This window comes from Dialister pneumosintes (genome assembly GCF_001717505.1).
GTDB classification, from domain to species: Bacteria; Bacillota; Negativicutes; order Veillonellales; family Dialisteraceae; genus Allisonella; species Allisonella pneumosinta.
The window spans coordinates 769541-792405 of the sequence record NZ_CP017037.1 but is presented as its reverse complement, the minus strand read 5'-3'; the positions used below and the strand labels follow the sequence as shown (position 1 = coordinate 792405).

The window sequence follows — 22865 nt, the reverse complement described above, 5'->3', positions numbered from 1 at the left end:
AGCAAGGAGGAGAGTTAGATAGTGGGAGTAACTATTGAAAAGATAATTCTAACCAATTATAAGCGCTTTGAAAATTTAACTATATTACCAAACGAGAGAAAAAATATTTTAGTTGGTGACAATGAAGTAGGTAAGAGCTCAATAATAGATGCTATTGATTTGGTAGCGATGGGAAGTGTCAGAAGAGTAGAAAGTATTGGATTAGATAGATTATTAAATATTAATTCTATTAAAAAGTTTGAGGAAACAAGAAAATATGAGGATTTACCAGAAATGAAAATCGAATTATTTTTATCTGGCGCTTTTGCTCACACAATGAATGGCAAAAATAATAGTTTAGGAGTAAAGGCTGACGGAATTCGATTAGTTTGTGCTCCAGATGATCATTATATCACGGAGATTAATGATTATATTTCTTCAGGAATGCAAGTTTTTCCATATGAGTACTATAGAATAAGATTTTCTACATTTGCTGATGAGTCATATAGTACTTATAAAAGAAAATTAAAGACAGTTTTAATAAATAATACTAATATGAGTTCTACTCACGCAACCAATGATTTTATTGAGAGAATGTACAATCAATATACAGAAGACTCTCTTTTAGAAAGGCTTGAGCATAGTAGTCAATATCGTCAAATGAAGTTTAATTTTTGCCAAAATCACTTAGCTAAGTTAAATCAAAGGGTACCAGCAGATAAAGATTATTTATTTGGGTTAGAAAATAATTTTTCAAATGTATTTAGCCAGGATTTAATGATATATGAAAAGGATATCGCAATCAATAATAAAGGTACTGGAAGACAAGTTTTGATAAAAACTGATTTTGCATTAGATAGAGCTGGCGATAATGTTGATGTTGTTCTGATAGAAGAGCCAGAGAATCATTTAAGTCATAGTAATTTAAAAAAACTAGTTTCAAATATTTCTAATAAACAGGAAGGGCAACTTTTTATGACTACTCATAATAGTTTAATAAGCACAGGCTTAGATTTAAATAATCTGATTGTGCTTTCTAGAGGTAACACAAATAAACCTTTATATCTAAAAGATTTAAATCCTGAAACATCAAGCTATTTTCTTAAGGCTCCACCTGCCGGAATTTTAGAGTTTGTATTATCGTCAAAAGTATTTTTAGTTGAAGGACCATCAGAATACATTCTCTTTGACAAATTTTATAAGGATGTAACTAAAAAAACGCTAGAAGAAGATGGAGTTCATGTTCTAGCAATCAGAGGATTAAGTTTTAAACGATATCTTGAAGTAGCAAAAATTACAAAGTCTAAAGTCGCAATAGTCACTGATAATGATGGTGATTATCAAACCAAATGCGTAAAAAAATATGAAAATTACCTGAATAGTAATATTAATGTGTTTTTTGAAGAGGAAAATAATAAACCAACTTTTGAATATTTTCTTTTTGATAATAATAAGCTTGCTTGCAATGAAATATTTGGAAGTGATGCTTTAGCGTATATGCTAAATAACAAAACTGAATCAGCACTAAAATTAATAAGTGTAGAACAGTTAAAAATACCAAATTATATAAAAAAGGCTATTTTATGGATAAACGAGTAATCTTTGCAGTAGCTGGTTCTGGGAAAACAACTCATATCGTTAAAAGTTTAGATGCTGATAAAAGAAGTTTAATCTTAACATATACAAGAGGGAATTATCAGAATTTAAAGAAAAAGATAATAGAAAAGTTTCATGGTAAATGGCCCGAAAACATAACGTTAATGACTTATTTTGAATTTTTATATTCTTTCTGTTATAAGCCTTTTTTGGCAGATAAGATAAAGGCTAAAGGTATAGTATACGAGCCAAACAGCAAAAACTATTTAAAAAAAGAAAATGATAGATACTATTTATCTAAGTCAGGATATTTTTATAGTAATAGAATAGCATTTAGTTTTGAACATTTTGGAATCATTGACGATATTAAAGAAAGAATTGAAAGATATTTTGACGAGCTGATAATAGATGAGATACAGGATGTTTCTGGGCGAGATTTTAATTTTTTGCTTAAGATTATGGAAATAGAAATTAATATAGTTTTTGTCGGAGATTTTTTTCAACACACCTTCGATACTAGTAGAGATGGTAATGTTAATAAGAATTTATTTAAAAGCTTTATAGATTATAAAGAAAAATTTTCTTCAAAAGGATTTATCGTTGATGAGGATACTCTTGATAAAAGTTGGAGGTGCAATAAATTAACCTGCTCCTTTATAAGAGATAATCTAGGTATTAATATTTATTCTCATCAAAGTGAAAATCGGGTAAATGAAATACTTCTTTTAGATGATATTGAATTGATAAATCAGACATTAAATGATGATAACATTATTAAGCTGCATTATGAGAATTCTTCAAAGTATGGGAAAAATAACAAGAATTGGGGTGAAACAAAAGGTGAAGACTACTATCAAGATATCTGTATAGTATTAAACCAGAATACAGAGGAACACTTTAAAAATAATACATTGGATAAGTTAGCGCCATCGACAAAGAATAAGTTGTATGTTGCTCTCACTAGAGCTAGAGGAAATACTTACTTTATAAGCCATAAAGATCTAAGTAAATAGGGGTGATGAAATTTGCAATGGAATAGACATAAAGAGGCTAAGCAGACTATTAAAGAAATTTTTCAAAGATTAGATCGTTATAGAATTATACATTATTCTTGCCAAAGTTTTAATCGTGTTGAGAATGGTAAATCTACAATTATTGCTGCAATAGCTATCTATTTACCTCAATATGATCGTACTGAGTCTTTTGATATTCAATCAACCGCTGAATATTTGAATATTGAGTATAAAGATATAAACAAAAATTTAGAAAAAATAGAAAAAGTATTATTGAAAAATTTTTTTGAGTTTATAAGGAAAAATACAGACCAAAAATATTTACATTGGAATATGCGGAATAGTAAATATGGGTTTCAAGCATTAAGTAATAGATATATGGCTTTAGTACATCAAAAACCCGAATATGAAATACCAAGTGATAAATGTATTAATATAGCGGCTGTTCTGGAGAATTATTATGGAGTGGGCTATGTATCTGATCCTAAAATAAAACACTTGATTGAGAAAAATTTCAATGTACGACCTGGAAATCTTTTGTATGGGGAGGAAGAGGCTTAAGCTTTTGACCGGAATCAATTTAATAAATTACATAAATCAACACTTAGTAAAGTTCGTTTCTTTTTTTATATTTTAAAAGCGGTTGAAGATAACAACTTAGTCGTTGACAATAATTTTCTTACCGCATTTGGTTGGAGTCCTCAAGTGTTTTATGAAATGGTCAAAGAAAAATGGTGGTGGGGAGTGTTAACATTCCTAATTGGGGTTATTGGGGATAAATTATTATAATTAAATATTAGGATTGAAATTGAGAGTGGAAAAAATTTCAGAACAAGTTTAAATAGAATGCGTTTTTTTGTAAGTGCCAAACAAAAAGATTTTATTATAGAGAACTATTTTATGTTTTTATATTTTTTGAAAGTTCAATTGTGACAAAAGTAGAAAATATAAAAGATACATACTAACAAATTTGAAGAGTTTATTATAGGTATTAATGAGGATAAGAGATAATTTTTTATACATTTGAGTATTGATATAGGAAATAATAATTTTTATAAAAAATAGAAGGTGTTTTATTGAGTAATCTGTTTTTAGATTTTCAGAAAACAAAAAATATGAAATTACTAAAACTTGATAATAAAGAAAAATATTATGCTGATTTACTAAATATTGAGCATAGTTGGTCAGATAGAATCGATAGTAATATCAGTAATGTATTTATTATGGAAGCGGAACAGCAATTAATAAATTCTATAGAATTATCCACTGTAATGGTGTTCTTAGCCGATATGCCAGATTGTGAACGTAATAAATTCTTTGATTCATGGCGCTCAACTAAAGAATTTCCTACACAAGGACAAATAATTAAACAACTTTCATTACGTGGAAATATTTTTCTCGATATGAAAGAAAAGATGCCGACATTTTTTTCTGACACGAAAAAGCTAAATGCAAAAATAAATAAATATGTTCATAAACAAGGGTTTCAACACTTTTATGTTGTGAGAAACATTTCAATGAATGTTGGTAAATTGCAGACGGAGTTAATTGAAAAATTTGAATATTACTTAAAAAAGTGTATTGGAGTAGTTGCGGTAATGCGGTTAGCTATTGATCCTTTTCCTTTTTTGCTTATGGATAATGATATTTTATACCGTTCGTTTCCGTTACTGACGCTCCCGTATAGCAAAGAGTTTGTAAATGAATATATTGGCTATTTTGTGCTAGAGCAGTATAAACAAACGGAAATATTTCAAGGAACTTATGAATGGCTAAAAGGATGTAAAAAGAAAAATGAAGCAACATTTAATGTTACAAATTATGAATATATAGATTCAACTAAAATAGAATTTATTATTGAACAATTTGAATTGTTGTCTATCAATGCTCAATATAGCGTATTACTTGTGGCATCTAATGAGAAAGTGGTTAAGATATATTGTTTGGATGGGTTGCTTATGTATTTTACAGATAGAAAGACAAATAGGAAAGAAACACACTGGTCTTCTTTAGATTTTAGCAATTTTTCAAAATCGGATAAATTATATAATCAAGCATATGGAGAAGCCTATATATCTGTGTTTAAATTCAAGGATGGATCATATTTTATTGAGCACAATGACTTTTTGGTTAATGAAGAGATTAAACAAATAGATGAATATGTTAAAAAGAATTTTAAACGACTTAGTTCCAATTTCGATAATAGTTTTAAATTTGTTAGGTAATAGCTATAGTATATAGCTATTAGAGTAATATTAGTTTGCATATTGAGAATATATAATTACCTTATTAATATACAAAACTCACGTCTGAAGATATAAAATTAGTAAAGTGGAAATAATTTAAATAAAATTGTCTTATTGAGATATTTGTTAAAAATAATTATATAACCGCAAATTTTTACTATATATTCAATCCACGCATCCTTCGCGGATGCGTGGATTGAAATAAGCCCCTTAATAGCTCCATCAATAATTTTTGCCTTATCCAAATCAACTAATAAAGCTTTTACCGCTTTAGAATTTTTAGCTTTATTTTTAACAAGTGCCAAATCAACAAGACTATCAATTTGCATTTTCTTAGTATTTGCTTTATAAGTCTGTTCACGTGTTTTAGCATCTTCTTTCATCTTTTCGATTTGTGTAGCTAAATCAGCATTATCTTTATTAGTCTTTTTTAGTTCTTCAATTTCTTTTTTAAATGTATCGGCTTCTCCTTTCAAATGTTTAGCTTCTTCGTTCTTTTGGTTAAATTGAGATTTACTTACATAGTTTTTGCCGTAGTCATCAACTATTTTCTCAATCTGTTCATCAGATAAACCTAAAGCTTTTAATTCTTCTCTTGTCATATATATTCTCCTCTCAAATACGCTTGATTTTCGTGAGCTACACCTCACACATTGATACGGTTGTAGTTATCGCCCAAACCTAAAAAAGGCAATAAAAAAGCACTCTTGTTGAGTGCTTAACAACTAAATAATTATAGTGCCATCAATTTAGTTATAATTTCATTAGAACAAATAACCTCAAAACTATTTTCTCCTTGTTCTGTTAAATCCAGTTCATCTATAGGTAAACACTGAGTGAACGTTAAAATCACAGAATCTTTATTGTTCTTTAGGAACTCACCATTAAAAGAAATGAGTTCTATATTACTAATATCTACTGTCTTCATTTTGTGTTTAGATGTAATTAATAGAGTTGCAAATCGTCTTACAACCGCTTTCTTATTACCAAGACAAGGTAATTCCTGTAATTCTTCCTTAAGCTCTACTTTTGCTTCACACTCTGCTAACACATATCGATTCCCGCTTACAGTGACAAATAATTTACCGTTTTTTACTAAAATTTCTTTATACGTACGAAACATCCCATTCACCTCTTTTCTATAAATAAAAAACCACCTACCTTAGTAAGCGGTTAATTTACATATTTTTTTAATCTAGGTTCAAATCTTGAATACTTAGTTAAATAAAATTTACATGCTTTGTCTTCGCTATCAAATACTTCTTTATAAACAACTTTATCTCGTTCTAACTCTAAGTAAACAAATCCACCTTTATCTTTTATCAAACAAATAGGAGTTTCTGAAAGCGGTTTATTTAAAGTACCGATAGCATAATCATACTTCCATATATTTTCTTTTGTAAGAATTTTTTCTAGATCAATTAGGTTCATTAATAAACACCTCTTTTAGATTTTCCTCTAAAGATTCTACAGAAGAAGGTAGCTTGAGTTGTATACCTAACCCTTTTTGTCCAAACCAAGCAGCAATAACACTTCTTTCTACATCTTTAATATCCTTAACAACTCTATAATAATGCAAATCATTAGTATTTGCCGTTCTAGGCATAGCTCTTTCTTCAAATGAAGTGTCTTTAGGACTAACATAGGATCCTGTTGGTTTTCCGTAACGACTATATATTATTTCTCCTGATTTTAACGTAATCTTTTCTGGAGTACCAATTCCGCCATTATTAGGAGGATATATTGGCCTACCGTTATCAGCATAAAAGCGCTCTTCTCCTACTTTACCTTTAGTATAAGGTTTACCTTGTTCTATTGCAAGTTGATAAATAAACTCATCTGTTGGTGCAACTAAGTTCATGCGCATCTTGGCAAATTTAGGATTAGCGACATATGTATCTTCCCATTGTTCATAAGTTAAATCACTTTTAACTGCTACACTCTTACCTGTCTTAGAATCTCTTGCTGTTCGTGTAGTTCCTTCTGCATCTGTTACCCCTTCAATGTAAGGTATGGTCGTTGTACGGCAATAACAATGGAAAGGCGGAGTAGTAACACCAGGTATTGCATCTTTTAATTCCACTATCTTAGTATCCATTTCTCGACATATTTCAGATGTCTTTGTATCAAGAGTAGCTATAATCTGTAGTTTTTCTACTTCTAAATCATTAAAACAATCAAGCATACTACGCTCTTGGAAATAAGCTGTTTCAGTCTCTACAAGTCTACTGGCTTGTGAGTAGGAAGTATTAAACTTTTTTGCTATCCTCTCTGTGATAAAAGCAGTTCCACGCTGTGTAAGTAGTCCTTGTGTTATTTCTATCTGTAAACTTTTAATTAATTGTGTTTTTTGCCCCCATATCCTCGTTGAAAACTCTTTTCCATCTTGTGTCCACGGTTTACTTAACGTCTTTTCTATTCTGTCACTTGAAAGTGCTGTTACATCTTCAAATCCTTTTACCTGCTGCGTAATGTAAGCCGTTTTATAATAACTATCCTCATAAGTTTTGGCTAACAAATCTTTAAGGTTTAATTCATATTCATTAGCCAGTTTTTCTATCTCATAAAAGAGCTTCAGATACAACGATTGACTACGATCTAACCTTACTCGCATAGACGCATTATTAAGCATTTTTATATATTCCGGTGACAGATTTTGTTTTTGCGCCAATTCTTTATATTGTTCGAGCGTAAACTGGAAATCTTTCCTTTCTCGTGCATTTAATTCTTTCTTTGCTTGTGGAAGAGTAAGATTATTTTCTTCTGCATATCGTTGATACCATGCAAGTATTTCTTTTTCTGATTCCTTAAGAGCCTGCCTAAAGAGTTTCTTTATTTCTCTTTTGGTTAATTCTGCCCTTTTCATTTGATTGTCTTTTAATTCTTCAAATCGCTTTTGCCAATACTCATTATGTGTCATCGCTTGCACCACCATCTTCTACATAATCATCTATAAGCTGTGCTTCTTCCTCTTTAATTCGTTTCAGTTCATCTGCTGTATTCTGTGTCCATGGATGGTTAGCTATGACAGTTTCTTTACTAATAACACCAATAGAGTTTTTGCAGTTATTAATTGCATCCGCTTGATTGAGTGGCAAATCTCTGTTAAAAATAAACTCAACATCAACCTTATGACCGAGCCATGCTTCTACAAATTCCATTAATAATTCAAGCGATGCTTGAAATTCGCCTCCTTTGCGGATAGGTTTAAATAATTTATGATATTTTCCGATTTTTAACTAATAAATTATGTGACAGGAAAATTTGGATGTAGTTCTAATAGCTTTTATATGAAGAGTGGGCATAAAAAATAAAAGAGTAAGTAGATACTATCTATTTACTCTTTTTCTTTATTGAGAATTATTAAAAAATGGAAAGAATTCATAAAGTTTTTACTTTTAAAACAATATAGCAAAATATTATAATAAAGATATCAATCTTTTTATATTTATAAAGGTTAAACATAGTGAGAGTCGGTGGAACTATTTAAATTGCTTGTTATACATTACAAGTAAAATAGGTGGGAGAGAAATATGAAAAATAAGACAATAAAATATCTTTTATACCACATATTTTTGCATAGCAGTTGTATTTTTATGATATATAGTAGTTGTCGGTTTCCTGCATGGGGCGATTGGCTTATTAATACACGATTTTTAAATTATTCTTTTTCCCTATATATTGCAATGATAATTGGTATATTTCCGCTGTTTTCTATCCTACCTTATTATTATCAACATGATTTTCCACATGTTTCCGGAAGAAAGAAGATTACTCTTGCTGCACTTCTGATAGGGAATACGTTGCTCATATTAACTTATAGTGCTTTTATTCATACATATCTGCCAAATCATTTGGTTCATAAGAATGTATTAAATGATAGTTCTGCTTATATGATGGAATTTAATGAAGAGGTGCAAAGAAAATTCAATGAAAAGATGCAAAGTCAACTTTCTGATACTACAGATAAGGAAAGTCTTGTGTCTAATCATTGATATATTTACAAGATGTATTAATGAAGATTTAATATCAGGATTTGCATAGATGGAGCAAAACCAATGAAAACATATATAAGTAGTTTTTTATTGCTGTTAGGCAATATGTGGATTGTAAAAGTTATTAAAAATTATAATTATTGGGATTCGTTCTACTGGTACTTAGTAGAAGTAATGCTCATAGTTGGTATTGTTATTCTCTCTGATTTTTTTATAGTTATCCTATTGTGCCATTCTGAACCAAAGAGTACTTTAAAATCTTACATTGATACACAAAAACAGTTTGGAAAAAGCAGACAGTTGGCACATCTTACTTTACTCTTGATGATTACCATTTTTTTGCTGTCTGATTCTATAAATTCTTATTATAGTTATCAAGATGTGCTTGGGGTGAATTGGAGTCGTTGGTATATAGTCTCTTTTCTTGTTAAGGCAATTTCTATATTAGTTGCAGGCATAACATATATGTGGGTATATCCTACGGGTTATTCTTGCAAATATGGAAAATGGTATTATCTTATTCCTGTCATGGTGATAACGGTGGTATTAGGGGATATAGGACTCGGTGCAGTAAATGCTGTACTCGATTTGAATACACCCACAAAAATTATACAGGTGTCTGCAAATAATATGAGAGTAGAAAAGAGAATACATCGTGGAAATGGATGGCGGTATGCTATAGATGATTTCAAAGAGTATTTTATAGTTTATAATGGTGAAAAGTATTTTATAAACCATGCGATGAGTAATACTATTTCTAAGCAGATATTGGAAAAGAGAATCTATGATAAAAGTTTGACTTTATGTGTTGCTTATTATCCTCGTTCTAAGATTGTACAGTCGTATACCTTATATCGATGAAGGGGAACAATATTTTTATATAATTGTTTTAAAACAAGGGAGATTAAAGTGTATGAAGTGGATGAGACACATTAATCAACTTGATATCGAGAATTTTACCATAGTAGCGATTGTTATTTTTTTTATTATATTGTATGTTTCTATTTTTATGGTTCGATCTAAATATTGGGAAAAAACATTTACTTCTTGGTTAAAAAATTTCTTGATAGCAGAATTGATAGGGATGTCTTTTATTTTTGTGGCGGCATTTTTATTCATGATGGCGATTCATTCGTTATATCCTTTTGTTGCATTAATTGGTTTTATAACGGTATTTATTTTTATATTATGGGGAAGTCTATTTTTTATTAATGCTAAAGCAAAAGAATGGAAAAGAAATCACCCGGATTATGCCGTATTGGTTTTAGGTAAAAAAGAAAGCATTTTTCGTTTAGAGAAGGTGGAACTTTTATCTCTTGATAAGACAAGTATTCAAAAAGAATTTGCTTGTATTACCGCAGAAACTATAACAAATTTACCGGGGGCAGCATCATTGAAGATTCTGCTGACACCGGGGAGACACCTTTTAGAACTTTCTTGGCAACAGCGTCATTCATACCGTTATAGTGATCTGATGTCCGAATTACTTCGTCAAGAATTGCAGATAATAGTTCAGCCGGGGAGGACATACTATATTCCTATTCCGGAAGAAGATAGTGGATTCAAGATTCAAAATTTAAATGAGAGACCACAGGATTTAAAAGAAAAAAAGAATCGTTGGCAGTGGAGAGAACATTATATCCCACTTATTTTAGCAGCACATGCCTGGGTAGCCTTTTTCTTGGTTGGTGAGCAGGATGGAGATATGTATTCTGCTGCTATCTATTTAAGTAATTGGATTCTTCAATTCGCGATTGGATTAGCAGCTTGCCTATTTTCATGGTATTTTTTCTTGCATATCCAATTATTATCAAGGAAAGGGAAATTTTTATATAGTATTCCTTTTATTTTAATTACGACATTATTTCTTAGTAGCTATGGACTAAGGGGGCTTTATGCAATGCAGGATTCTTTTGAGAAACCGCAAACAGTAACGATGGCAGTAACTGATTTAGATATAGGTTATATTCTTCGTTTCGACTATTATGAAGGTGTGTATTTAGAAGAGAAGCAAGCTTGTATATACTATCACGGAAACTATTATGTTATTAATCGTGGTTTAGCTTGGGCGATAGAATCACAGTTTGACTTTCCTTTGACGGAAGAGCAAAAATTATCTTTAGAATTTTATCCACACACTAAAATTGTACATGCTTACTCCTTTAATAAGAGCCACTCCAGTTTACATCCGATGAATCAGTAAAGAATTATCACTTTTATTATTTATAGATTCTTATGTGGGAGACATAAAAGGATTTATGAAATAATCTAAAGAAAATCTATTTTATTATGGAGATAGTGTTTTTACATTAGTAGTTAAAAATCACGAAATTAAATAAAAAATAGAGTTATAAAATATAGATCAAAAGGGAAATAGTATTTTTCAAAAGAAGAAAAAATATTTGGATACAAGTATGTGTATAAAGTAAACATAGTATCCATTGATAAAGAAATAGCTCGTAAGTCAACATTAATTTGCCGAAGTGATATATGGATTATTTAAACGGAACAAAATGACAGCTAGATATTTCATAAAACACGGTGTACATCAAGTGGAACTAGTAAAATTTTATAATGATGTGACTACTATATATAGTGGTGGTATTGATTATAAAAAGCAGAAAAGATTTGAAATTAAGCACATGGATAATCAAATTTAGATATAAAATAAAAACTTAGTATCACTTTATGATAGCAAACTTTTTTAGATATAATGAAAAATAAACTCTATTTTGTTTAATTGAAAATGAAAAAGAGGTGCCTACGTGGAATCCTTTATTTTGGCAGTATGTTTTGGAGGTTTTACGCTTGGACTGTTTTTATTTACGGCATTTTTGTACTTTTTGTTGGTTAAGGCTGTACAAAATAAAGAAGAAGTACCTTCTTGGATGTATAAAATTGGACATGCATTAAAAGCAAGAGTAAAAAATTCTTATGAAAATACAACGAACCGTCAGGCTTTACAAGAAGTTAATATGACTTTATTACTTTTTATAGTTCTTAATGGTATTGTTTTTTTCATACAATACAGTAAGGGAGTTGGCATTCCTGCGTCTATTTACTTTTGTTTAAAAACAGAATTTATAATGGTTTTGGGGGTAGAATTTCTTACAAGTATCATAAAACTTTTAATGGTAAGACCTCTGCATGTATACGCTTCTGCGAATGCTGTACAGGGAATGCTTGTTATCTCATCTTTTGCGTTATTGTTGTTTCTTAATATGACAGGATTTCCGGAGAAAGCTCCTCGGATTGAATTTAATGGAAGTACAGTTATCATCGGTGAAACCAAGGCGGAAGAACTTTTGGCATAAGGGTATTATTTTAAGGACGAAAAACCGGAAAATATAATTGTAAACGAAAGAAATAATCATTTTTATTATGGAGAAAAAACATTTTTAATGAAAGATCAGAAAGTCTATGGAATTGTTTATCTTACCCCTGCATGGAGAGATGTAGCACCACTTAAAGATTGCATCGTTACTCGAGTTATTATAGATAATAGGGAAAAAAACGATTGGAAGTGTGAAAATCAACGGAAAAAATATTAAAGATATAAGTTGGGAAGATATTAAAAATAAAGAATTGATTGAAGTATTTGGATTACAGCCGGCATCATATAAGGAGTTCAAAGAGTACGAAAGAGGCAATACTAATTTTAATTTACAACTTCAATCTGAACTCTATTCTTTATGGAAAAGGTATACAATTACAGGAAATTTTAACTCTCATGGTAGTTGCTACAGATATGAAGTTGGGGCGCAATATAGTTTGTGGGAGTAATTTGTTTACATCAATAAGTAGTAAATTGGGAGTGGCATCTTATGGCTTTTTTATTGGTTTTAGGAATTATTATTGCATATATCAGTTTACTTTTCTTTTTTAAGAAAAAGATTTTAGATAGAAGTAACTATAGAGGATTAAACTATATAATAGGAATGATGGTTGCTTATGCGATTTTGCTTGGAATTACTATGTTATGTAATGAGTATACATGGATAAAAATGGCTTTTCAGTCTACAAGTACGCATATTCGTATTAATAAAGAAGTATTGGGAATGGTTCTCCTTCTTGTACCTGCCGGATATTCTGTAGTTTTGTTAGGATACTCCAAAGAACAGGCGAAGTGGAAAGACAAGAAAATAGTTATGTTATCGATGGCTCTTAATGGGATATTTTCTTTCTTTGGGATTTTACTATTTGATACCTATTTACATGGAGTAAGTGGCAAAGAAATTTATGTAATGATAAAGGAAATTCCGGATTTTATCGATTGGAAATATATGGCAGGTGCTGCATTAGCGTGTATAGCTTTTATTCAGCTTATGAAATATGACCATTTCAAATATAATAAAGAAGAAAAAGATTAGAAGTATAAAAAATAAGGTGAGATGGTTTTAAAATTCTAGGTAATATTTAGTATATATTAGTAGGAAATCAGAGTAACTACTCATTAATGTAATGCATATAAGACAAGTAAAATGAATTAAGGAGGCATATAATTGTTATTTTCTATTGATTCCGCAGTTATACATGTGTTGGTAGTAGGTGTCCCCACTTTTATTTTTGTTATCATGGCATTCATTACATTAATGAAAAGTGGGAAGCAAGCGATAAGAAATATAGACTTTCCGGTTCATGTGACTTGTCGGGTTTGTGGTCATTCTTTTACGGTTACGATGGAAGAGTATACAAAGCATGTCATGGCTATTAGAGAAAGGCGGCTTTTTAAAATTAATCCTCTCAAAGAGATGCGTAAAGTATTTTGTTCTAAGTGTGGGAAAGAAACCTATTGCAATTGGGATAACATTAACGCATTTTCATTAAGAAAGCATATACCACCTCTTTTTATAGCAATGTATGTACCTGTTTTTAAATACATGGGAATGGCGGCATTATGGATATGCTTATGTAGCGTATTATTTAATATTAAATTGTAAACATTGTTTGTGTAGTTTGAGAGCATTAAAATAATGTTACATATAAAGCAACTTATTTTTATGTGTAGTGGTATAATATTTTATATTACAATAGAAAGAACTTAGGAAGGAGAACTATTTTGCATTTAATTTCGGTCGAATCTTCCAATGTAGAGTGTATTGGATATGAAGATGGAGTTATTGAGGTTCATTTTAACAATGGATATGTATATCAATATACAGGCACTACAAGTAGTTTGTTTGATGAGTTTCTTAATTCAGAAAGTAAAGGACGATTTGTTCATCAAAGGTTAAAAGATAATTTTCCAACAATTCGTATTGAATAAAAGTAATTTTTATAGTAGTAAAAACTTATATTAAAAAGAGTGTTGTATTATTGCAATGCTCTTTTTTTGTGGTGTGAAATTAAAACAAATATTGATAAAAAATTAATTTATATATTTTTTATTACTTCTTTTTTGAATATAATAGGAATGGAAATAATGAGTTTTATTTCTAATTAGAAGAATGTATATGGCGTTTAAGTGTGTAAAAAGATAAGTGTAAATTCATGATATCACTCGATGTTATTTCGTATTTATTTGATTTTTTATTTGGTGGAGATCATTTGCTTGCTACTCTTTTTCTTATTCATAGTGCCTATATGATAAGGAAATTGTTTTTATACCAAAATGTGGTGGTAGACGGTAAGAAGGTGGATGAAGAGACTGTAAAGGGGGTCAAACACACTTCACAATACGTTAAATATACTCTGGGGGTTGTTGTAGCTAATTTCATTCTTATGGTATATTTTGATTTCATACCTATTTTTATCAAGAGTGAATTTTCGAGTAGTTTCATTTGGATTGCAGGTTTCTTGCTTTTGCTTTACGGTCGTACTCTACTTAGCTTTTGGTTATTTTGGAGATGCCCTCATTGTGGAAAAGTTATGGATGGAGAACTTTTGTCGCGACATCGTTGGATAAGTAGACGTCCGGTTATACGTGAGAATTGCCCACATTGTGAGAAGTCTATATTGTATTACTAATAATAAAACGGGCGTATCGTATTTATAAAATCCACATGGTTCAAAGATATTATTCGTTATTTAAAAGTGGGTATTTATGGATTGGATGAAAATTATTACGGATTCCGGAAATATTTTTTTAGGGAGTATACTTTTTATTTCTTTAACGATTATTGGTGTTTATCTATATTTACTCAGTAAGTACAACCGAGTTGGTGATGCACGATTTGATGTATTTTACATAGAAGATGGAACCTTTATTATCAATTCTTTATGGAAACCTACTTTTTCATTAGATGATATAGAAAGAGTTGAAGTCGGTTATGCACCTTATCACCGGCATGGTAGACCTTACATCGGATTTTTACGTATTGTATATCCGAATGGTAATCGCTCTTGTCGCTATTATTTTGATATTAGTGTTGTGACTCGCAAAGTTTTTAATTTTAAATATCATCAAGATGATATTTTTCGTGCCATCCATCGAGTACAATCCGATTTAGAAAAAGAGGGGATTCCCTATACTTTATTAGGATTCGAATATTTAGGATGGAAAGAATTAATTGCTGGAAGCATGAAGAACCAATTCCTATATAAGCGAGATAAATATATAACTAATATTATTTTATTTGTTTGGTTTACTGGATTACTTTGTAGTTTTACTTATCTAGGAATAGAGTTTTGGAAAGAAAATTCTTTTATAAAAGGTACGTTTTTTATCCTTGCCGCTTTTTTATTACTGGCACTTATGGAAAATTCTGCTTGGAATATATTTCAGAATAGTCGAATACAGGTAGCCGTTCATGCACTTCCCACGACAGAAAAAGAGATATTAAGAACGGTAGGTGCGATTTCCACCTATGATGATTCTCTTATGATGGAAATGAGCAAGTGCATTGCAGAACCTGGTGATTATATAGAAAAACAAATAGCAAATGGAATAGATGGAGAATATGCATATCCCCCTTTATATACTGCAGAAGACGGATTGACTCGAGAAAAACAGATTGCAAGGGTAGGTATGACTTTGCTGCATCAAACGTCATATACGATGTTTCTTCTTAAAAATATAAAGAGGGATACTTTTCTTTCCTTATTGCGAGAGTTGGTATTATTTAAAAGATATGAATTATCTGTAGAATCTTATCAATTAAAAGATGAAGACTCTTTACTTACTTGGTGTAAAACTCTAAATAAATTGTGGAAACCACAATCCGTAACTATAGAGCTGATACGAATTAATAATTATAGTTATTGGGGCTATTTAAAATATTTTAAAGCTCCACAAATGGATTCCCGAGAAAAATATGACAGAGTATTTTTTGAATACTTTGATGATTAGAACAACATGACTTTTATGACACATATGGAGAGAGAATAATCATGGGATTTTTCAATTTTGGTAAGAATAAAGATATAAAAGAAACGAATCATACTTCATGGGAAAGCTGCCATAAAGCACAGCCGAATATGTACGAAAAAGACGGGAAAAGATATATGTTCTTTACTTTAAAAGAAGGGGTAGATACCGTTTTATGTTTACAACCGGCAGAAGTGTATTCCGTAGATAAACCGGAAGAAGTAGAATATCGTTTGTTGCTATTAAGTACGACAGAAGACACCCTTATTGGTAATTTACCTTTTTACAAAAGTGTACGTTTTTTAAAAGACTATGTAGTAGAAGATAAATTTCCGCTAGTATTACTTCGTGGACTTACTCTTGAAGATATGAAAATCTTTGTTCAAAATATGGAAGTGGCATTGCAAGAAGAGCAGACCATTAGAGAAATTTGTGAACAAACAGATGAACTGTTACAAGCAGAAACCATCGCACCGGAAACAGTAGAGGCAGTATTTCATTCACGACATGTTAAGACATATACTTTTGAACAAGTGTATTTCCCGTCCGGCACGTTAATGGCGGCAGATCCTATTTGTGAATTGCAATCCATGTATGTTCCGGTAATAAAAGAAACTATTCCGTCAGGATATTACCCAATTACTATTGGGATATTGGACTCTGAGTTGGTCGGTATACGAATGACAGGTATGCGTCTCAAAGTGACAGAAGAGGAAGCGTTGTCATATCAAGCGGCAACAATGTATAAAGCTAAAGATAAAAAGGAATTTCGAGCAGCTTTTCCGGTGGATGCAGGCATGTCTACATTCTGTGATAAGGAAGCGGCAGAAAGTTATTGGAAAGTATTGTATGCATGGTATAAAGAACACCCCAATGGAAATTGGTATAATGACTACTTAGCCGATTTATTTAAAGAAAGTGCAGAAGCATATCCTGACTTACAAAGAGAAGGCGGTGACTTTATCCGCTTTAAAATTCCGGAGTCTAACAATGAAATAGTCATGGTTGCTACCGGTTTCGGCGATGGTATCTATCAAGTGTTCTGGGGCGTGGATAAGAATGGAAAGCGTTGTGAATTAGTGACCTTATTTGTAGACCCACGTAAAGCGTAATTATATAGTTGTTATAAAGGAGAAGAAATATGGGATTTGACATTACTTATCATCCGATTTCTGTAGAGCAGATGACACAATGGTATTTTTCAAAACTGTTGGATGTAGCAGACGGAAATATTGCTGCATTAGAAAAGATAGGGGAAGAGTATCATTTGAAACCCTTTTTTATGAACGAATATATCGATACCATGCGTGTAGCATCCAAAGTAGAGGAGAATATAGCTTTTGAAAAATTGCATGTATTCTATATAGCAATTGTACAAGGTTATTTTAGTCCTTATTACTATACAAGAGGAACTGCTTTTTCCTTTTTAATGGATGATAAACCGCAGATGAAGAAATATGTAACTCCATGGGAGCAATTAAAACCAGATTTTATTCATAGTCCGGTAAATGGAGGACTTGTTGAAAATTATTCCGGAGGTGTTTACATCGCACCGGAGCAAGTCGTACAGCTGTTGGATGATTATGAAAAACAGGAAGAAACACGAAAAATTATCGATGACTTTTATGTACAGAATCTTCCGGTTTTTATAAAAGCGTTACAGTATGCAAAAGAGAATAATTTAGGATTATTAGAAGCATCTGAAGTAGTAGAACCGAATCCTTTAGACTTAAACAACTCCGAATCCTACTCAAATTTATTAAATTGCGATACAGAAGGGGCACTTATTTATGAAAAGATTGCTTTAAAGCAATTGGGGAGATTTATACAAGAATCCGAGAAAAATAAAGAACAGTCAAATCTGTCAACAAAAATAAAAAATGGTATTCAAAACCTTTTAAAGAAACTACCATTTGGAAAAAATAAGGAATAGTCATAGTAAAGTTTACTTCTATGTAAAGAATATATAATTTTAACCACTGGATAACCTAGCAGAGAAATTTGCGAAAATAATGGAATAACAATTAGTAAAAAAGACTGCAATACATGCAGTCTTTTTTGTATGGGGATAAATAAATGGAGTTTATAAAGTGTTTAATTACTGTTAATAATATATGCTATACTGTAAAAGTGTGAAGTTATCGATACTATAATGAATGACAATGATAATTTATGTGTATTATTGTTGAGATTTTATAAAGTCAATCAGGAGTGTGTTATAAATGAGCAATTATACCGGTGAATCTAATGGAGCAGCACAGAGAGCAGAATTACATCGTAAAATATGGGCGATTGCCGATGATGTTCGAGGCGCCGTTGATGGATGGGATTTTAAGCAATATATTTTAGGTATACTTTTTTATCGGTTTATTTCTGAAAATATAACAGAATTTTTTAATGCAGCAGAACATGAGGTGGGGGATTTAGAGTTTAATTATGCCGATTTAAGTGATGAAGAAGCAGAAAAAGACTTTAGACCCGGTACAGTAGAAGATAAAGGTTTTTTTATTTTACCGAGCCAGTTATTTGAGAATGTAGTGAAAAATGCAAAAACTAATGAAAATTTAAATATTGACTTAACTAATATTTTCAAAGCCATCGAAGGAAGTGCCGTAGGATCTGCTTCAGAAGAAGATATTAAAGGATTATTTGATGATGTGGATACAACCAGTAATCGTCTTGGTGGAAGTGTACCGGAGAAAAATAAGAGGCTCGTAGATATATTGACAGGGATAGCCGGCATTAACTTTGGCAATTTTAAAGATAATGATATTGATGCATTCGGGGATGCTTATGAATATTTGATATCGAATTATGCAAGTAATGCCGGTAAATCCGGTGGGGAATTTTTTACGCCACAAACTGTATCTAAACTATTATCTCGTTTAGTTATGGATGGAAAAGACAAAATTAATAAAGTATATGACCCGACTTGTGGAAGCGGTTCGTTACTTTTGCAAATGAAAAAACAGTTTGATGAACATATCATTGATGAAGGATTCTATGGGCAAGAAATCAATATGACGAATTTCAACTTAGCTCGTATGAATATGTTCTTACATAATGTTAATTACAATCATTTTTCTATCGAGCGAGGGGATACCTTATTACATCCGAGACATGGAGAAGAAAAACCGTTTGATGCTATTGTTTCTAATCCTCCTTACTCTATTAAATGGATTGGGGATGCTGATCCTACTTTAATTAATGATGAACGTTTTGCTCCGGCGGGGAAACTCGCACCAAAATCTTATGCTGATTATGCTTTTATTATGCACTCTTTAAGCTATCTTTCGAGTAAAGGGCGTGCTGCTATTGTTTGTTTCCCTGGAATTTTTTATCGTCGAGGTGCAGAAAAAACAATTCGTAAATATCTAGTAGATAATAACTTTATCGATTGTGTGATTCAACTTCCGGAAAATTTATTTTATGGAACTTCTATTGCTACTTGTGTTTTAGTAATGGCTAAAAATAAAACAGAAAATAAAATTCTATTTATTGATGCAAGTAAAGAATTTAAGAAAGAAACGAATAATAACATCTTAGAAGAAAAGAATATTGAAGCCATACTTCATGCATTTAGAAATAGAAAAGATACAAAATATTTTTCAAGATATGTAGAGTTATCTGAAATAGAAGAAAATGATTACAATCTTTCCGTATCTACCTATATAGAGAAGGAAGATACGAGAGAAAAAATTGATATAAAAGTATTAAATAAACAGATTGAAGAAACTGTAAGTAAAATTGATGAATTAAGAGCTTCTATCAATGAAATTGTAAAGGAGCTTGAAAATGAAGAATAATATTATTTTATATAATACAGAAGATGGAAAAGCTAAAATTGAACTTCATGTAGAAAATGAAACTGTTTGGCTAAACCAACTTGAGATGGCAGAGTTGTTTCAAACGAGCAAACAGAATATCAGTAAACATATTAAAGCTATTCTTGAGGATGGAGAATTGGATGAGGAGTCAACTGTCAACTATAAGTTGACAGTTCAAAATGAAGGTGGGCGAAATATTTCTCGTAATATAGCTTATTATTCTCTGGATATGATTTTGGCAATTGGATATCGAGTTCGTTCTCCTCGTGGTATTCAATTTAGAAATTATGCTTCCACTATATTAAAAGAATACTTAATCAAAGGATTTGCTATAGATGATAATAGACTGAAAAATCTTGGTGTAAGCAGTTATTTTAAAGAACTTTTAGACAGAATTCGAGATATTCGTTCTAGTGAGAAAGTTTTTTATCGTCAAGTCTTAGATTTATTTGCTACTAGCATAGACTATTGTTCTCATAGTGATGATGCAAAATTATTTTTTGCAACGATTCAAAATAAAATGCATTTTGCTATTCATCATCATACAGCCAGTGAACTGATTTACGAACGTGTGGATTCAGCTAAAGAATTTATGGGGCTTACCGTATTTCAAGGAGAATTACCAACTTTAAAAGAGGCTAAAACTGCCAAGAATTATTTGAGTGAAAAGGAATTGAAGAGTTTAAATACCTTAGTTTCGGGGTTTCTTGAGTTTGCAGAAAGACAAGCACAAAAACAAATTGTCATGACGATGAATGATTGGCTGCAATATACAGATAAAGTATTAAGTATTACTGGAGAAGAGTTATTAGTTGGAAATGGAAGTATTTCGAAAGAACAAGCCAATAAAAAAGTGCAGACAGAGTATAGAAGATATCAACACAACACACTGACTCAGGTAGAAAAAGATTACTTAAATGAAATAAAAGCCATTGAGAAAAAGGCAAAAGAAGGTGGCAAGAATGAGTAGCATACTGGAACTATTGAAGAATGAAAAAGTAGAGTGGAAGAAATTAGGAGAAGTATCTGTAATATCAAAAGGTAAGCAATTTAATAAAAGAGATATGTTAGAAAATGGTAAATATCCGGTAATTAATGGTGGGATTTTACCATCTGGATATATTGATTTATGTAATTGTAATAAAGATACAATTACAGTATCTCAAGGCGGAGCATCTGCTGGATTTGTTAATTTTATTAAAGAAAAATTTTGGTTAGGAGCACATGCATTTTCAATAATACCAAATAAAAATATATTAATTGAATGGGATTATCAGTATTATTATTTTAATAAATTTTTGTTTCATATATTAAAAATGAATCAAGTTAATTTGCAGCATTTAAAAGAGGGAGCAGGGATACCAAGTGTTTCTAAAGATAAACTGTCAAATATAGAAATTCCTTTAATATCAAAAGAAACTCAAGAAAAAATTGTAGAAATACTTGACAACTTTACTAATTATGTTACCGAGTTACAGACCGAGTTACAGACCGAGTTACAGTCTAGAACTCACCAGTATTCTTATTACAGAGACTTATTATTAAGTGATGGATATCTCAATAAACTTTCAGAAAAGATAGATGGATTTGACGGAATGAATAATATTTCTTATGAAAAATTAATTAAATTGTGTGTAAGACAAAAAGGAATTCCCATTACTGCCAATAGAATGAAAGAAATTAATCAAGTTGGAGCACCAATAAGAATATTTGCAGGAGGTAACACTGTTGCTGATGTGAGACTAGAGGAAGTTAATGAGGAAGATATAATTAATAAACCAAGCATAATAGTTAAATCAAGAGGTAATATTGACTTTGAATATTATGATAAGCCTTTTACTCATAAAAATGAGATGTGGTCTTATTCTACATTGGATAGTAATATATTAAATATTAAATTCTTATATTATTTTTTGAAAAATAATATTAAATACTTTAGAGATAGCTCAACAGTAGGAAAGCTGCCTCAAATATCAATTGGAATAACAGATAATTATAAAATTCCAATTCCAAATATTTGGATACAAAATAAAGTAGTTAAAATTCTGGATAAATTCCAGAGTCTTTTGGCAGATACCCAGGGGTTGTTACCTCAAGAAATAGAGCAGAGACAGAAACAGTATGAGTATTATCGTGAAAAGCTATTGACATTTGCTTTTGAATGTGATAGCAAGCAAGCAAGCAAGCAAGCAAGCAAGCAAGCAAGCAAGCAAGCAAGCAAGCAAGCAAGATAATCTCTCATAGTTATTTTAAACTTCTCAAAAAAGCAGCAAATATTGTTGGGATTAATTTATTTGAAGTGGAATGGAAGAAATTGTGGGAAGTCACAATGTGGGATAAAAAATTTAATGGAGTTGAGAAATTCAAGCAAAATAAAACTATTAAATATCACTATTATTTATCTAATGAGTTAAAAGAATTGTCTTCCGAAAAAGGAACAATTAAGGTTTTAACAACTAATAAAACTGAACTTTATGCTATTGAAGAAAGAGTAAAGAATAATATTAGTGAAGGAGAGATTGTTTGTATTCCATGGGGTGGAAATCCAATCATTCAATACTACAATGGTAAATTTATTACTGGTGATAATAGAATAGCAACTTCTTTAGATACTGAGACATTAAATAATAAGTTTTTATATCATAGTTTATTAAACAAAATAGATTTGATAGCCAGCTTTTATAGAGGTTCTGGGATTAAACATCCACATATGTATAAGATTTTGGAGCTTGAAATTCCAATCCCATCAATAAAAGTACAAAATTATGTAGTAAAAATTCTTGATCAGTTTGAAACACTGGTTAAGGATATCAAGCAAGGTTTGCCGAAAGAAATCGAGTTACGGCAAAAGCAATACGAATATTATAGAGATAGGTTATTGAGTTTTAAGACATAATTTAGGG

Annotated in this window: 26 protein-coding genes; 21 read left to right on the top strand and 5 right to left on the bottom strand. The window is 30.8% G+C overall.

The annotated features are described in order from the left end of the window. Positions 1–21: 21 nt before the first annotated feature. The 4 genes from BCB69_RS03910 (at position 22) to BCB69_RS03895 (ending at position 4813) form a co-directional block, all read left to right on the top strand. Positions 22–1578, top strand: coding sequence for an ATP-dependent nuclease (locus BCB69_RS03910; RefSeq protein ID WP_069177065.1), 1557 nt, complete (start codon positions 22–24; stop codon positions 1576–1578). Continuing rightward, positions 1563–2588, top strand: a complete 1026-nt coding sequence (locus tag BCB69_RS03905; RefSeq protein ID WP_069177064.1) for an AAA family ATPase — start codon at positions 1563–1565, stop codon at positions 2586–2588. The genes BCB69_RS03910 and BCB69_RS03905 overlap by 16 nt, the downstream gene beginning before the upstream one ends. A gap of 12 nt (positions 2589–2600) precedes the next feature. Beyond that, positions 2601–3149, top strand: coding sequence for a hypothetical protein (locus BCB69_RS03900; protein WP_069177063.1), 549 nt, complete (start codon positions 2601–2603; stop codon positions 3147–3149). Between the two features lie 554 nt (positions 3150–3703). After that, positions 3704–4813, top strand: a complete 1110-nt coding sequence (locus BCB69_RS03895) for a hypothetical protein (protein ID WP_069177404.1) — start codon at positions 3704–3706, stop codon at positions 4811–4813. A gap of 98 nt (positions 4814–4911) precedes the next feature. Here BCB69_RS03895 and BCB69_RS03890 read toward each other — a convergent pair whose 3' ends face one another. The 5 genes from BCB69_RS03890 to BCB69_RS03870 all read right to left on the bottom strand — a co-directional run bounded on the left by BCB69_RS03890 (position 4912) and on the right by BCB69_RS03870 (position 8037). Continuing rightward, positions 4912–5436, bottom strand: a complete 525-nt coding sequence (locus BCB69_RS03890; RefSeq protein WP_069177062.1) for a phage scaffolding protein — start codon at positions 5434–5436, stop codon at positions 4912–4914. A 131-nt stretch (positions 5437–5567) separates the two neighbouring features. Then, positions 5568–5957, bottom strand: coding sequence for a hypothetical protein (locus tag BCB69_RS03885; RefSeq protein WP_069177061.1), 390 nt, complete (start codon positions 5955–5957; stop codon positions 5568–5570). Positions 5958–6007: 50 nt separating this feature from the next. Continuing rightward, on the bottom strand, positions 6008–6265 hold the full coding sequence (locus BCB69_RS03880; RefSeq protein ID WP_069177060.1) for a hypothetical protein: 258 nt from the start codon (positions 6263–6265) through the stop codon (positions 6008–6010). Then, positions 6252–7754, bottom strand: a complete 1503-nt coding sequence (locus tag BCB69_RS03875; protein WP_069177059.1) for a glycohydrolase toxin TNT-related protein — start codon at positions 7752–7754, stop codon at positions 6252–6254. The genes BCB69_RS03880 and BCB69_RS03875 overlap by 14 nt, the downstream gene beginning before the upstream one ends. Continuing rightward, positions 7744–8037, bottom strand: a complete 294-nt coding sequence (locus BCB69_RS03870) for a phage portal protein (RefSeq protein ID WP_257784618.1) — start codon at positions 8035–8037, stop codon at positions 7744–7746. Before BCB69_RS03870 ends, BCB69_RS03875 begins: the two co-directional genes overlap by 11 nt. Before the next feature lie 393 nt (positions 8038–8430). Here BCB69_RS03870 and BCB69_RS03865 point away from each other — a divergent pair, with 393 nt between their 5' ends. The 17 genes from BCB69_RS03865 (at position 8431) to BCB69_RS03790 (ending at position 22858) form a co-directional block, all read left to right on the top strand. Further along, positions 8431–8829: a hypothetical protein gene (locus tag BCB69_RS03865; protein WP_159049969.1), complete on the top strand. Its 399-nt coding sequence runs from the start codon at positions 8431–8433 to the stop codon at positions 8827–8829. 63 nt (positions 8830–8892) lie between these two features. Beyond that, positions 8893–9690 (top strand): hypothetical protein, encoded by a 798-nt coding sequence (locus BCB69_RS03860; protein ID WP_069177056.1) that lies wholly within the window; start codon positions 8893–8895, stop codon positions 9688–9690. A gap of 52 nt (positions 9691–9742) precedes the next feature. Next, a complete protein-coding gene (locus BCB69_RS03855) occupies positions 9743–11032 on the top strand; it encodes a hypothetical protein (RefSeq protein WP_069177055.1) in 1290 nt (429 codons plus the stop codon). 562 nt (positions 11033–11594) lie between these two features. Further along, positions 11595–12143 (top strand): hypothetical protein, encoded by a 549-nt coding sequence (locus BCB69_RS03850; RefSeq protein ID WP_069177054.1) that lies wholly within the window; start codon positions 11595–11597, stop codon positions 12141–12143. Between the two features lie 87 nt (positions 12144–12230). Continuing rightward, positions 12231–12380, top strand: a complete 150-nt coding sequence (locus BCB69_RS06400; protein WP_159049968.1) for a hypothetical protein — start codon at positions 12231–12233, stop codon at positions 12378–12380. After that, positions 12355–12612 (top strand): hypothetical protein, encoded by a 258-nt coding sequence (locus BCB69_RS03845; protein ID WP_069177053.1) that lies wholly within the window; start codon positions 12355–12357, stop codon positions 12610–12612. The genes BCB69_RS06400 and BCB69_RS03845 overlap by 26 nt, the downstream gene beginning before the upstream one ends. A 41-nt stretch (positions 12613–12653) precedes the next feature. Further along, positions 12654–13199, top strand: coding sequence for a hypothetical protein (locus BCB69_RS03840; protein ID WP_069177052.1), 546 nt, complete (start codon positions 12654–12656; stop codon positions 13197–13199). A gap of 132 nt (positions 13200–13331) precedes the next feature. Next, entirely contained in the window at positions 13332–13769 is a 438-nt protein-coding gene (locus BCB69_RS03835; RefSeq protein ID WP_069177051.1) for a hypothetical protein, read from the top strand. Positions 13770–13888: 119 nt separating this feature from the next. After that, on the top strand, positions 13889–14095 hold the full coding sequence (locus BCB69_RS03830) for a KTSC domain-containing protein (protein WP_069177050.1): 207 nt from the start codon (positions 13889–13891) through the stop codon (positions 14093–14095). A 224-nt stretch (positions 14096–14319) separates the two neighbouring features. Then, positions 14320–14796: a hypothetical protein gene (locus tag BCB69_RS03825; RefSeq protein WP_069177049.1), complete on the top strand. Its 477-nt coding sequence runs from the start codon at positions 14320–14322 to the stop codon at positions 14794–14796. A 76-nt stretch (positions 14797–14872) separates the two neighbouring features. Then, the gene (locus tag BCB69_RS03820) at positions 14873–16117 is read left to right on the top strand and encodes a DUF6630 family protein (RefSeq protein WP_069177048.1); all 1245 of its coding nucleotides are present in this window, start codon (positions 14873–14875) and stop codon (positions 16115–16117) included. 41 nt (positions 16118–16158) lie between these two features. Further along, positions 16159–17247, top strand: coding sequence for a DUF4241 domain-containing protein (locus BCB69_RS03815; protein WP_069177047.1), 1089 nt, complete (start codon positions 16159–16161; stop codon positions 17245–17247). Positions 17248–17276: 29 nt separating this feature from the next. Next, entirely contained in the window at positions 17277–18068 is a 792-nt protein-coding gene (locus BCB69_RS03810; protein WP_069177046.1) for a hypothetical protein, read from the top strand. A 289-nt stretch (positions 18069–18357) separates the two neighbouring features. After that, positions 18358–19941 (top strand): type I restriction-modification system subunit M, encoded by a 1584-nt coding sequence (locus BCB69_RS03805; protein WP_069177045.1) that lies wholly within the window; start codon positions 18358–18360, stop codon positions 19939–19941. Further along, positions 19931–20932, top strand: coding sequence for a virulence RhuM family protein (locus BCB69_RS03800; protein WP_069177044.1), 1002 nt, complete (start codon positions 19931–19933; stop codon positions 20930–20932). The genes BCB69_RS03805 and BCB69_RS03800 overlap by 11 nt, the downstream gene beginning before the upstream one ends. Then, positions 20925–22196, top strand: coding sequence for a restriction endonuclease subunit S (locus tag BCB69_RS03795; protein WP_069177043.1), 1272 nt, complete (start codon positions 20925–20927; stop codon positions 22194–22196). The genes BCB69_RS03800 and BCB69_RS03795 overlap by 8 nt, the downstream gene beginning before the upstream one ends. A gap of 95 nt (positions 22197–22291) precedes the next feature. Continuing rightward, entirely contained in the window at positions 22292–22858 is a 567-nt protein-coding gene (locus BCB69_RS03790) for a restriction endonuclease subunit S (RefSeq protein ID WP_069177042.1), read from the top strand. Positions 22859–22865: the final 7 nt, after the last annotated feature.